The 12,706-nt window shown below is 62.6% G+C and carries 10 protein-coding genes and 1 tRNA gene; 7 read left to right on the plus strand and 4 right to left on the minus strand.

Annotated features, from left to right (window positions below):
* Nucleotides 1-13 precede the first annotated feature (13 nt).
* The 3 genes from ACNAOV_RS08940 to ACNAOV_RS08950 form a co-directional block, all read right to left on the minus strand.
* Nucleotides 14-1,663: a DUF4032 domain-containing protein gene (locus tag ACNAOV_RS08940; protein WP_416517419.1), complete on the minus strand. Its 1,650-nt coding sequence runs from the start codon at nt 1,661-1,663 to the stop codon at nt 14-16.
* A gap of 171 nt (nt 1,664-1,834) precedes the next feature.
* Nucleotides 1,835-2,962: an ABC transporter ATP-binding protein gene (locus ACNAOV_RS08945; protein ID WP_416517420.1), complete on the minus strand. Its 1,128-nt coding sequence runs from the start codon at nt 2,960-2,962 to the stop codon at nt 1,835-1,837.
* 203 nt (nt 2,963-3,165) lie between these two features.
* Nucleotides 3,166-3,564, minus strand: a complete 399-nt coding sequence (locus ACNAOV_RS08950) for a carboxymuconolactone decarboxylase family protein (RefSeq protein ID WP_416517421.1) — start codon at nt 3,562-3,564, stop codon at nt 3,166-3,168.
* Between the two features lie 171 nt (nt 3,565-3,735).
* On the opposite strand from ACNAOV_RS08950, the gene ACNAOV_RS08955 reads away from it, so the two are divergent.
* From ACNAOV_RS08955 to ACNAOV_RS08985, 7 genes are all read left to right on the plus strand, one after another.
* Entirely contained in the window at nt 3,736-5,724 is a 1,989-nt protein-coding gene (locus ACNAOV_RS08955; protein ID WP_416517422.1) for a serine/threonine-protein kinase, read from the plus strand.
* Between the two features lie 61 nt (nt 5,725-5,785).
* Nucleotides 5,786-6,709 carry a DsbA family protein gene (locus ACNAOV_RS08960; RefSeq protein WP_416517423.1) on the plus strand — a complete coding sequence of 308 codons (924 nt, stop codon included), beginning with the start codon at nt 5,786-5,788 and terminating at the stop codon, nt 6,707-6,709.
* A gap of 110 nt (nt 6,710-6,819) precedes the next feature.
* Nucleotides 6,820-6,893 (plus strand) — tRNA-Thr (locus ACNAOV_RS08965).
* Between the two features lie 403 nt (nt 6,894-7,296).
* Nucleotides 7,297-8,721 carry a G5 domain-containing protein gene (locus ACNAOV_RS08970; RefSeq protein WP_416517424.1) on the plus strand — a complete coding sequence of 475 codons (1,425 nt, stop codon included), beginning with the start codon at nt 7,297-7,299 and terminating at the stop codon, nt 8,719-8,721.
* Nucleotides 8,722-8,754: 33 nt separating this feature from the next.
* On the plus strand, nt 8,755-9,636 hold the full coding sequence (gene rsmA / locus ACNAOV_RS08975; RefSeq protein WP_416517425.1) for a 16S rRNA (adenine(1518)-N(6)/adenine(1519)-N(6))-dimethyltransferase RsmA: 882 nt from the start codon (nt 8,755-8,757) through the stop codon (nt 9,634-9,636).
* Complete coding sequence (locus ACNAOV_RS08980; protein ID WP_416517426.1) at nt 9,633-10,553, plus strand: 4-(cytidine 5'-diphospho)-2-C-methyl-D-erythritol kinase; 921 nt, start codon at nt 9,633-9,635, stop codon at nt 10,551-10,553. Before rsmA ends, ACNAOV_RS08980 begins: the two co-directional genes overlap by 4 nt.
* Before the next feature lie 10 nt (nt 10,554-10,563).
* The gene (locus ACNAOV_RS08985) at nt 10,564-11,175 is read left to right on the plus strand and encodes a LytR C-terminal domain-containing protein (protein ID WP_416517427.1); all 612 of its coding nucleotides are present in this window, start codon (nt 10,564-10,566) and stop codon (nt 11,173-11,175) included.
* A gap of 95 nt (nt 11,176-11,270) precedes the next feature.
* Here the strand turns inward: ACNAOV_RS08985 and ACNAOV_RS08990 are convergent, their stop codons facing one another.
* Nucleotides 11,271-12,695, minus strand: a complete 1,425-nt coding sequence (locus ACNAOV_RS08990; RefSeq protein WP_416517428.1) for a CCA tRNA nucleotidyltransferase — start codon at nt 12,693-12,695, stop codon at nt 11,271-11,273.
* Between the last annotated feature and the right edge of the window lie 11 nt (nt 12,696-12,706).

Raw genomic sequence — 12,706 nt, forward strand, 5'->3', positions numbered from 1 at the left:
ACGAACCAATCAGTCAGCTGGAGGCCCAGACCGCGTCATCCTGGTCGTCCTGGTCGGCAGCCGCATCCAGGCTGCCAGGGGCGTAGACCGATCTTAACGAGCTTCGGCCTCCATTCGCATCCTCAAAGGCTGGCTGTGACTGCACCTCTTCGCTAGCCCGGTCACGATCCGTCTGGGTGCCCGCTCTGGTCTGGCCTTCAGCATTGGCTTGGTCAGCCACCCCATCATGGCCATTTGCGTCCTTGTCGGTCCGATCACTGCTGACTTGCTCACCCCGACCGGCCTGGGCATGGGCGCCTTGCCAGTTCATTTCGTCATCAACCACACCGGCATCGGCCTCTTCGTTGATGGTCTTCATGTCCTCGGAGTCCAACCGATATTCAGGCAAGGACTCGCTGATATAGCTCTGCACGGCCTCGGCCATGGGCACATCGTGACCTGCCTTCTCGGCCATCAGCCAACGGTGGGTCAGTACCTCATGGAAGAACTGGGCCGGTTCAATCTGCGAGCGGTATTCCGGCGGAATCATGCGCACGGTAGGCTCGAAGACCTCGCGCATCCAGTCGGTGGCCACAATCTCCAGGTCCTCGCCCTGCCGCCAGGTGGATGCCCGGTAGGCATCCAGATCGTTGAGCAGCCGCCGGGCCTGGTTCTCCTGCACATCCAGACCTGTCAGCCGCAGCAGCTTGCGGGAGGCGTAGCCGGCATCAACAACCCTGGGGCGCACCAGCACCCGGTTGCCGTCCTCCTCGGTCTTCATCTCCAGCTCATCCACGTCGAATCCAAGATCGTTGAGGCGGTTGACGCGGCGCTCAATCTTCCACATCTCATCCGGATCGAAGCTGTCCACGTCCGTCAGAGCACTCCAGAGGGAGTGATAGCGATCCACCAGCCGGTTGCCCACGCCGACCTCGTCCACCTCGCCAGCCAGCAGGTTGCCGGAATCCAGATCCATGAGCTCACCGATGATGTTGGTTCTGGCCAAATCGATGTCGTACTCGCGCTGGCCATCAGTCAGGCTGGGGTGCAGATCGCCGGTCTCGGCATCGACCAGGAAGGCCGAGAAGGCATCGGCATCTCGCAGGAAGAGCACGTTGGACAGGGAGACATCTCCCCAGTAGAAGCCAGCCAGATGGAGCCGCACCAGAAGGACCGCCAGGGCATCGATCAGACGTTCGGCCGTATCCGGACGCAGATTACGGGCGAAGAGGGCACGGTAGGGCAGTGAGAACTTCAGGTGCTGGGTGACCAGCATGGCCTCAAGAGGCTCGCCCTCGCGGGTGTGCCGACCAGTGACCACGGCGATGGGATTGACCGTGGGCAGCTCCAGCTTTTGCAGCTTGCGCAGGAGCTCGTACTCACGCTCGGCCACCCGCTGGGTGATCTCCTTCATGGCATAGACATCGTCGCCCACGTGGACGAAGCGCACCACGTGCCGGGAGATGCCCCTGGGCAGGTTGGCCAGCAGATCGCGAGGCCAGGTGGCCAGCGGCCGCTCCCAAGGCAGGGTAAACATCCTGGGGTTGGAGCTGGTGGCCGTGATGTGCAGGGCAGCCGGCTCCTGCTCGGAAGAGGGGTCGGCTGTGGTCTTTATCGAGGTGGCTTTCATGGCGCGAGGGTCCAGAGAGGAGGCCGTCGCCCGGTTGATGTTCACGCTAGTCATGCTTCATCCATCCCATCGCCGCCCATCCTATACGGGAAGAGCCCCGCACGGATGCGCCGCGCGGGGCTCCTGGTCACCCGGTCAACAAGGAAAGGAGATGATATCAATGATCGATACGGGCCCTGCGGCTCGGCGGGAAACCGTGGCCGGACCACAGGGTCACAGGAATACTCAGTTCAGCCGCAGCTCACTGGCCGGGGAGAACAGGTGCATCTTTTCAGGATCGATGTGGATCTTGACCACGTCACCCACCTTGGGCAGGTCGCGCGGGTTGACACGGATGGTGGTCAGCTTGTTCTGGTCGGACATGACGATGGCCCGCTCGGCCACGCTGTTGTCGGTCAGAATGTTGCCATAGATGTAGCCATCGGAGCCCAGATCCTCCACGTTGGCCACCTTCAGGGAGAAGGCGTCCGGATCGGAGGGACTGGCCAGACCGGCGTTCTCGGGACGGAAGCCCACGACGATCTTGCCCTGGTCCTCGGGGGTCAGCTTGTCGACGGCCTCGCGCGGCAGGCTGATGGTGTCCTCGCCAATCTTGGCCTGGCCGTTGACCACGGGGTGAATGTTGATGTTCATGGAGGGCGAGCCGATGAAGCCGGCCACGAACACGTTCTCGGGCCGATCGTAAAGCTCGGTGGGCGCACCCACCTGCTGCAGGACACCCAGCTTGATGACGGCGATCCTGTCGCCCATGGTCAGAGCCTCGGTCTGATCGTGGGTCACGTACAGGGTGGTGACGTTCAGCTGACGCTGCAGGGCGGCAATCTGTGTACGGGTCTGGACACGCAGCTTGGCGTCCAGGTTGGACAGAGGCTCATCCATCAGGAAGACCTTGGGCTGACGCACAATAGCGCGGCCCATGGCCACACGCTGACGCTGACCACCGGACAGAGCCTTGGGCTTGCGGTCCAGGTACTCGGTCAGATCCAGCACCTCGGCGGCCTTTTCCACCCGCTGGCGAATCTGATCCTTGGGGGTACCGGCAATCTTCAGGGCGAAGCCCATGTTGTCGGCCACTGTCATGTGGGGGTAAAGAGCGTAATTCTGGAATACCATGGCGATGTCGCGGTCCTTGGGCTGCATGGTCGTCACGTCCTTGTCACCAATCATGATGCGACCCTTGTTGACCTCCTCCAGGCCGGCCAACATGCGCAGGGTGGTGGACTTTCCGCAACCGGAAGGCCCTACCAGAACAAGGAATTCACCGTCTTTGATGTCCAGACTGAGGTCACTGACCGAGGGCTCATCGTTGCCCGGGTAGATACGAGTGACGTGGTCGAATACCACTTCTGCCATTGTTCATCCTTTCATCGGCAGGTACGTGCCGAACGATCCGTAGTGAAGGGTTGATTTTCACTGTGGTTCCGTCCCGGGGTCAACACCGACATCGGCATGGCCATGCGACGGTTTTCTATTTTGTGGTTAAGAGAAACTCTCCCTTGAGCCATTGCCCACTATACACCAGGGTCTGAATTCGACGTGCGAACCCTAACCGAGACTCAATCCTTGGGCTTGTCGGAATCTTCAGAATCGCGCTCGAAGACCGTCCTGGCCACGTTAATCGCGTTGATGACCCTGGGGAATCCCACGTAGGGAGCACATTGAAGTATGGCTTCGACCACGGCCTGCTTGCTCAGCCCCACATTCAGGGCTCCCTGGATGTGAACAGTCAGCTGCGGAGCAGTGTCACCCTGCGTCACCAGGCTGCCTATGGTAACCAACTCGCGCTGCTGAAGATCGAGTCCTTTCCGGGTGTATATGTCGCCAAAGGCGAATTCGACAATCCAGCGACCCAGGTCCGGCGCTATGTCCTGAAGGGAGTCGATGACAGCCTGGCCTCCCTTGCCGTCAATAGCTGCCAAGGCCTCGGATCCCTTTTCAAAGCGCGAAGCTTCCATGAAGCCCCTTCTTTCTGTTGTTTTGCATATTGCCCAGCCGAGAATATTGTATCAGCGCATGTTTACGGATTATGCCGTCGACTGTCTAGCCATTTGCGGCAATCTCGGACGCGGCGAAACAGCAGGAACCGCAATCAGGTGCTTTTCAACCAGTCGGGGCACAATGGAGATATGAGCGATCTTGAGGGTTTGGACCTGAGGCCGGGACGGCTGGTCGGGGGCTACACCCTGATTGAGCCCCTGGGCGGCGGTGCCATGGGGTCCGTCTGGCGCGCACGGGATGGCGGTGGCCAGGACTACGCCATGAAAATCCTGCGTGAATCCCTGGAGGAGGACCAGGTCTCGTCAGACAGCCCCGATGTTCAGGAGCGCGCCTCGGCCCGCGAGCGCCTGCGACGCGAGGCTCTTGCCCTGCAACGGATTCGCCATCCAGGTGTCTGCAGGATCGTGGATATGGAACTTGATGATGCCCTGGCCTTCATCGTGACCGAATTAATTGAGGGGCGCAACCTTCGCGACGACGTGGCTGTCAACGGTCCCTATCGTGGCGACGACCTGGAGCGGCTGGCACGCAAACTGACCGATGCCGTCGCAGCCGTCCACCAGGCGGGCATCGTCCACCGAGACATCAAGCCCACCAATGTCATGATCTCGGTCTCGGGGCCGGTGCTGGTGGACTTTGGCATCGCCATGGGCCAGGGGCAGAGCCACGTGACCCGGACAGGACTGGTCATGGGAACCCCCGGTTTCATCGCCCCGGAGATCATCGACGGAGCCGAGGCCGACCAGGAAACCGACTGGTGGAGCACGGCAGCTGTTCTGGCCTATGCAGCCACCGGACGAGCGGTTTTCGGCGACAAACCCATGATGGCGGTCCTGGAGCGGGAGGCCTCGGGCAATGCCGACCTGTCCGGACTGCCCATGGGCACCATGAGAGCCCTGCGCTCGGCCCTCTCCCCCGACCGAAGCGCACGTTGCACCCCCCAGGAACTCCTGGAGGCCATTGGTCGGGACGCCATGGATCCGCAGGCCTGGCAAGGAGAACAAGACGACAAGGGCAGTCAGGAGACGATGCGCCCTTTTGGCGGCGGCTCTTCGGAGGCTGAGGGGCAGGCCGACTCCCCCACCATGGTCGTTGAGCCGGCCACCATGCCCATGCCGCCTATTACCCAGGCTGATCCAGACAGTCCGCGGACGGCCTGGTCACAACCTCCGACAGACAACAGAACCGATGAGCAGACGACCCTCCTGCCCGACTCGGAGCAGCCCACCAGATTCTTGAATCCCCTTCCCGCAACCCAGGAGCAGCAGGAGCAGACGCAGACCTGGCAGGACCAGCAACCCTTAGCAGATCGCCAAGATCTTCAGGCCACCACCGTTCAGGATCCGTTGCCGCCGGCACAGCCCCCGCCCAGCGGATACCGCGACGAGGCGAACGACCACTGGCTGGGAGACCAGCCCCCCGCCCAGTTGCGGCGCCTGCGCTACTTGAAAGCCGGAACCCCCTGCCTGGTCATGTTGGGAATCCTTCCCGCCCTACTGACAGCCCTTGCCCCGGTCTCGGCTCTGGCCGCTGCCGGAATCCTTCTCTGGGCCCTGAGCACCGCAGGATGGAGCATAAAAGCCCAGATCGAACGGGAGTTGCGCCGCGAAGGCCCTCGACGGAGCACCGACCGTCTGTTGAACGCAGCCGCCCTCCCCTGGCACCTGCTCAAGGGCCTGGCGGCCGCCCTACTCCGCCTGCCGGGCATGATCCTCGTCCAAGCCTTGGTTGCTCTGCCACTGACCTGGGCGGGCGCCTTCACCACCGTTCGCGCAGGCCTGACCCTGGGCGATCACCTGCTGACCTTTCCCCTGCCAGCTGCCCGACCCCTGTCCGCAGGCGGACTGGCCATGGCCCTGGCGACGCTGGTCGGTTGGTTGTTGACTACCCTGCCTACGCAGGACCGTTCAGCCCCCAAGGCCAACAGCGGCAACGTGGTCCTGCGTCTGGCGGCGGGCCGAATCCCCATGGGCCGTCAAGATCCCGATGCGCAGGACAGCCCCCGCCGCAGGTGGATTCTGCTCCTGATCTGGCTGCTGATTGTGGCCGTCCTCCTGGCCGGGTTGATTGCCCAGCCCTCCATGGATTGGGCCCCCATCCACCTCCTGCGTGCCTAAGGTCGTGCTCCACCCCTGGCGGCTACACTATGCTCAGTACGCCAAGGAAAGGATCCAGGTCATGTCCAAGGGCAAGCAGAACCGCAAGGCCGCGCTCAAGGCCCAGGAAGAGGCACGGCGGCTCCAGGAGGCCAAGGAGCGCCGCCAGCAGACCATGATCGGCGTCTTCGTCACCGTGGTGCTCATCGCTCTGATCGCTCTGGGCGGATTCCTCTACTGGCGCAGCCATCGCCCGGTCAAGACCCAGGACCTGGAGCAGGCCCGTCAGGCCGTCGCAAAGGTCAAGGAAAAGCCTTCGGCCGCCAATGACCAGGGTGGCTTCCTGATCAGCTCCCAGGGGCTCAACAAGCCGGTGGCCAAGGCTCCGACCGTGGAGATCTACATGGACTTCATGTGCCCAGGCTGCGGCGCCCTGCATCGCGGACTGGACTCAACCCTGACCGGTCTGGTGGATGCCGGGCAGATCAACCTGGTCATCTACCCCATGAGCTTCATGGACCGGCTCTCCACCGACAATTACTCGAGCAGGACGGGCACGGCCGCCATCTATGTGGCCCAGCACGACCCCGACCACCTGCTGCCCTTCATCGCCAACCTCTACGCCAAGGACTTCCAACCGGACGAATCCGACTACCACCCCATCAGCAATGACAAGATCCGTCAGCAGGCCATCAAGGCCGGGGTTGATCCCAAGGTGGCCGAGCAGGCGGTCAAGGGCCACTACCGGGACTGGATCAAGGCCATGGACACCTACACCCCTCTGCGCAAGGAGCTCTGGAATCCCTCCGGGTCCAACAAGGGACAGATGACCACGCCCACGGTCCGCATCAATGGCAATTACTGGGAGCTGGGCAACCTGTCCCGGGCGGGCTTGGACTACAGTTCGGGCCTGCTCAAGGCTCTGGGCCTGGACCAGTCCAAGGTAGGCGTCAAGGGCGCCATGCCGGCCATCGGCGCCTCCGGCCAACCGCGCTCACTGAACTGACCCGGGCAGGTCGAGAGAAATTTCGCGTCCAGCGTCCCCTTGGGGGGACGGTGATGGTACGATATCATTCCGTACCGCGGCCCGGAATGTTGTAATGGACCACCGGGACCGCCTCCTTAGCTCAGTTGGCCAGAGCAGCCGCCTTGTAAGCGGCAGGTCGTCAGTTCGACTCTGACAGGAGGCTCTACGCCAGGAACGAACCATTAAATTCGACTATTCGGCTTTGTCTCCGGGCAGGCTATAATAATGGACATTACCTGGATAATTACAAATACTTCCCTCGAGTAAGTCATTTCGGAGGCTCGTTCTCCGAAGTACGAACGGAGCTTTTCCCCAACCATCTCCGTTCGTATTCGAGGACGGGATCATTCCCCTTCATTCCCGTCCTCTTGACGTTGATCCGCCGGCCCAGGGCCCGGGTCTTGAAAAGCCGACTGACCGATGACGGTTAAGTCGGCTTTTTTATTCCCATCCGCCTGCGACAAATGTGGATGTTTGCCCGACCTTGCGGATTGTGCGGCCTCAGTCCATGCCCTCACCGCTAGAATTGCCGGGTACAGACAAGGCAGGAACGGGGAGGCGAGCACATGGCCAGACGCTGGACACCGCGGCGTTTCGTCGTGCTCAGAAGGATTCGCGTGGTCTCTTGCGCCCTCCTGGTCGTTCTGGCCATGGTCCTGACTTTCTTCATTTCCGCGCGCAAAAGCGTGGCATTGAGTGTCAACGGGCAGACCAAAATGGTGACCACCTATGCCTATAGCGTGGACGGTCTGCTGCGCGAGCAGGGAATCAAGGTCAAGACCCACGACCTGGTCGATTCCACCTCCGGAGGCCAGCTGCGCAACCATGCGGCGGTCACTGTGCGCTCCGCCTATCAGACCACCATCGTCATCCAGGGCCAGCGGGTGCCCTTCTGGACCACAGCCACCAGCATGGACCAACTGCTGGGATTCTTCGAGGAAAACCGCAAGCAGGCCATGAAGGTCACCGTGGATGTGGGCAACGTCTATAACCAGCTGACCGGCGGTCTGGTCATCAACCAGGCAGGGCCGGTCACTGTCATAGCTGACGGGAAGACCTCGGTGGCCCCTGACGGCAAGCTCCCAGCCGCATCCATACTGGACTCCAAGGGCATCGTGCTGGGCAAGGAGGACCGGGTCAGCGTGGAGCATGACCAGGGCACCACCGTGCTGCGGGTCCAACGGGTCACCCACGGAAACACTCAAAAAACAATCCCCATACCCTTCGCCACGAGGACCGTGGTCGATTCGAGCCTGGCGCCCGGTCAGACCCAGATACGTCAGGCGGGCGTAGCCGGTCAACGACTGCAGACCATCCAGGTCACCTACGTGGACGGACAGGCCGAATCGGAGCAGGTGATCAAGGAAGAGACCGTAGCCATGCCAGTGGATCAGGTGGTGGCCGTCGGTCCCGACAAGCCGAGGGAGGAACAGAACAGCGGGCAGCAGTCCAAGGACACAGACAAGGATTCCCAACAGGCCCAGAAGACGCCATCTCCGAGCCCCTCGCCCAGCAAGGATTCGCAGTCGGCAACGACACCGGCCCCTACGCCAACACAGACCAAGCCTCCGCAGACAACCAAGCCGAAACAACCAAGCACACCGGCTCCAACTCAGCCCGAGAACAAACCAGCCCCGTCGCCAGCGCCGAGCCCATCTCCTAGCGGTCTTTGGCACGCACAACCTGATGTAGCCCAGGCCTATGCCGGTGGTGCTGCCGCCCAACGCGGATGGACAGGTTCGCAGTTTGCAGATCTGGTAAAACTCTGGGACAAGGAATCGAAATGGTGGTGGTATAAGAAAAATCCCAACTCCGACGCCTACGGGATCCCCCAATCTCTGCCAGGCTCTAAGATGGCAAAATTTGGCGACAACTGGCGCGATGATGCCGCAGTCCAGATTGACTGGGGACTCGACTACATCAGCAAATCATATGGGGATCCCAGCACGGCCTGGCGCCTCTGGAACGAACGCCACCCACATTGGTACTGACCCCTTACCACACTCGCCGCACAACGAACCGACATGAACAGTAAAACCGAGAGCAATAGCCTTCTGGGCGCCGCCGACATCCGGCGCATCGCCGACCAGATCGGCATCCACCCCACCAAGCGACTGGGACAGAATTTCGTCATCGATCCAGGGACTGTCCGCAGAATCGTCCGTCTGGCCGGGGTGGAATCTGGACAGACCGTTCTGGAGGTAGGTCCTGGTCTGGGATCCCTGACTCTCGGTTTGTTGGAGGCGGGCTGCCTGGTGACCGCCGACGAGATCGATCCCGTCCTGGCCCAGCAGCTGCCGCAGACCGTCCGCGAGCGCATGCCGGAGAGCCTGGAACGGCTGACCGTGATCAACCGGGATGCCCTGACCCTGACCCCTCAGCTGGCAGGCGACGCGGGCGCGGCCACCGACCTGGTCATGGTGGCCAACCTGCCCTACAATGTAGCCACTCCGATCATTCTGACCCTCCTGGCCCGATTCGCCAATCTGAGCCGGTTCCTGGTCATGGTCCAGAAGGAGGTGGCGGACCGGCTGACGGCCGCCCCGGGCTCCAAGGTCTACGGGGCTCCCAGTCTGAAGCTGGCCTGGTACGGCCATGCCGCCCAGGCTGGCAGAATCGGGCGCCATGTCTTCTGGCCAGCCCCCAACGTGGACTCGGCCCTGGTCTCCTTCACCCGGGACAAGGATGGACCCGGACGCGAGGATGAAGGGACGAGAACCGAGGTCTTCTCCCTGATTGATGCCGCCTTCGGACAGCGCCGCAAGACCCTACATGCCGCCCTGAAGGGTCTGGTGAACGCCGAAACCTTCCAGGCTGCAGGCATTGACCCTGCACGTCGGGGGGAAACCATGACCATCGAGGAGTTCGTCGCCCTGGAGCAAGCCCGCCGCGAGGTGACCGAGTGAGCCCGGCAGCCGGAAGGGATGGCATTGCTCTCTACTGTCCCGCCAAGATCAATCTGAGACTCCGCGTCGGCCCGACCCGAGCCGACCTTGGAGGTCAACACCGCCTGGACACCATTTACAGCGCCGTGGGAATCTGGGATCGGGTGGAACTGCGGCGGAGAGAACCTGGCAGTGGCTTCCGCTTGACCCTGGAGGGCGAGCACCTGGGCGACCTGAACCGCCGGGATGCCGATCCACGCGCCAACCTGGCCGTCAAGGCCCTCCTGGCCATGGCCCAGGCCGCCGGACATCAGCCTGATGTGTCCATCCACATCGTCAAGCGGATACCTGTGGGTGCCGGTCTGGCCGGCGGATCCGCGGATGCCGCCGGAACCATGCTGGGCCTGAACCGGCTCTGGAATCTAGGGATGCCTGCCGCCAAGCTGGATCGCATCGCTGCCGGTCTGGGCGCGGACCTGCCCTTCTGCCTGCATGGAGGGCTCAGCAGAGGGACAGGTTTCGGCCAGATTCTGGAACCCCTGGATCCGGATGGCCCACAGGCCCAGCGGCTATCCCGAGCTGGGCTGACCGGGCACCTCCTTATCGGGGCCTACGATGACCAGCTGAGCACCGCCCAGGTCTACAAGGCCTTCGACCTGATCGGACCCGATCCCCACGACCTGAACGACCTGCAGGAGACCGCCTGCACCCTGCACCCGCGCTCGCGCAAGGCCCTGGACCTTGCCCGGCGGGCAGGCATCGGACCGGCCTTCGTCTCTGGGTCGGGCCCCTCGGTGGTGGTCATGACCCCTCGACCCGAGCAGGCAATCGCACTGATAAGGCTCTGGCGGGAGCAGAATGCAGTGGACAGGATCATCGAGGCTGACTCGCCAGTCCTGCCCAGGATGGTCCCACTGCGAGTCACCCATGAACAGTAGAGTAGGCAACATGACGAATCCCGAACCACTCGACGAACGCGAGGCCCGCAGGCAGTTCGTGCGACGGCGCCAGAAAATGGTCTTCACCATAGTCGTCAGCGCCCTGGTTGCCATCCTGATCATCTGCGGACTGATCATCTTCGGGTCCATCGGGCATACCGCCAAACACGCCAGCATCGCCAAACCCAACTATGGCGTCGCCGTGCCCTGCCCGCCTGCGAATGCCAAGCTGGTCAACCACCCCGATATCCGCGTGCGGGTGCTCAACGGAACCAATAAGTCCGGTCTGGCCACTGCCTTGGCCTCGGCCCTGCGTAATCGGGGATTCAACATGCAGGATGTGGCGGACTATCCGGGCAAGACCGAGACAGCCCGCACCGAGGTACGTTTCGGGGCTTCGGCCATTGACCGTGGCTACACAGTGGGGTCCCAATTCAACGATGCGGTTCTGATCATGGACGATCGCAACGACGATCTGATCGACGTGGTCATAGGGGCCACCTTTACTGATCTGGACGACGAGGACAGCAACTCCGTCGTAGGCCGCAAGATCGAAGCCATCAAGGGCTGCCAGACCGACCCCTCCTCCATGAAGAACCTGCCCAAGGCTCCCAAGGCCTGACGCCGCCGGTCCGGCGTACTGCCGGATTCAACATCACGTCACCACAACATCCGCAGTCTCCTGACCAAGGGGGCCTGGAAAGGTGTGACTTAGGGTCAGGCTTGGTCGGCGCCCTCTCTTTGCCACCAGTCCTTCAGCTCCTGCTCGGCTGTCTGCTGGTCGACCGGGCCCTGATCCAGGCGATAGTCCAGCATGTGCCGATAGGCGCGTCCCACCTGCGGCCCGGGTTCGAGGCCCAGAATCTGCATGATCTGTCGTCCGTCCAGGTCAGGCCGGATGGCATTCAGATCCTCCTGCTGACGCAGTTGAGCCACCCTGTCCTCCAGCTCGTCCATGGCGGAAGAGAAAACCTGAGCCTTTCGCTTGTTGCGGGTGGTCGCATCGGCACGAGTCAGACGATTGAGCCGCTCATAAAGCGGACCGGTCTCGCGGGCATAACGGCGGACAGCCGCATCGGTCCACCGCTCGTCCACATAGCCGTGGAAACGCAGGTGCATGGAAATCAGATCGCAGACGTCGGCGATCAGGTGGTGGTCGAAGCGCAGGGCCTTGAGGCGCTTGCGGGCCAACCGGGCTCCAACCACATCGTGATGATGGAAGCTGACCTTGCCGCCGGGCTCAAAGCGTCTGGTGGCGGGCTTGCCGATGTCGTGCAGCAGGGCGGCCAGGCGCAGGGTCAGGTCCGGGGCGGGCACAGGTCCGTCAGGTCCGGTCTCCAGGGCGATGGCCCGGTCCACCACCATAAGGGTGTGCTCGAAAACGTCCTTGTGCCGGTGATGCTCGTCTATCTCCAGCTGCAGAGCCGGCACCTCGGGCAAAACGATGTCAGCCAGGCCGGACTGCACCAGGGCCTCGATGCCCTGGACGGGGTGGTCAGCCAGCATGAGCTTGGTCAGCTCGTCGCGAATCCGCTCGGCCGAGACGATGCTGATTCGATCGGTCATGCGGGTGATGGCCTCTGCGGTCTCCGGGGCGATAGTGAATCCCAGCTGGGCCACGAACCGCACGGCCCGCATCATCCGCAGGGGGTCGTCGTCGAAGGACTGGCGGGGATCCACTGGAGTCCGCAGCACCTGCTTGGCCAGGTCGTTGGCCCCCCGGTAGGGGTCCACGAAGACCAAGTCGGGCACCCGCAGGGCCATGGCATTGACGGTGAAGTCGCGCCGGGAAAGGTCGCCCTCAAGACTGTCCCCGTAGTCCACCTCGGGCTTGCGGGAATCGGGATCGTAGGTGTCTTTCCGGTAGGTGGTCACCTCCACCTTGACCTCGGTACCGTCAGGACGCCGCCGCAACGCGCCAAGGGTGCCGAATTTGCGCCCCATGTCCCAGAAGCCCGACCCCCAATGGCGCAGGATGGGCTCGAACTGCTCGGGCCGGGCCGAGGTGCAGAAGTCCAGGTCGTGGGAGGGCCGGTGCAGGAGCAGATCGCGTACAGGACCCCCTACCAACGCCAGTTCAAAACCCTGCTCGGCGAAGAGGCGCCCGAGCTCGATGGCCTCCGGCCAGACTTGGAAATCCACGCTCACCCTTT

Origin of the sequence: Bifidobacterium asteroides (assembly GCF_048001765.1) — a bacterium.
In the GTDB taxonomy this organism is placed as follows: domain Bacteria; phylum Actinomycetota; class Actinomycetes; order Actinomycetales; family Bifidobacteriaceae; genus Bombiscardovia; species Bombiscardovia asteroides_K.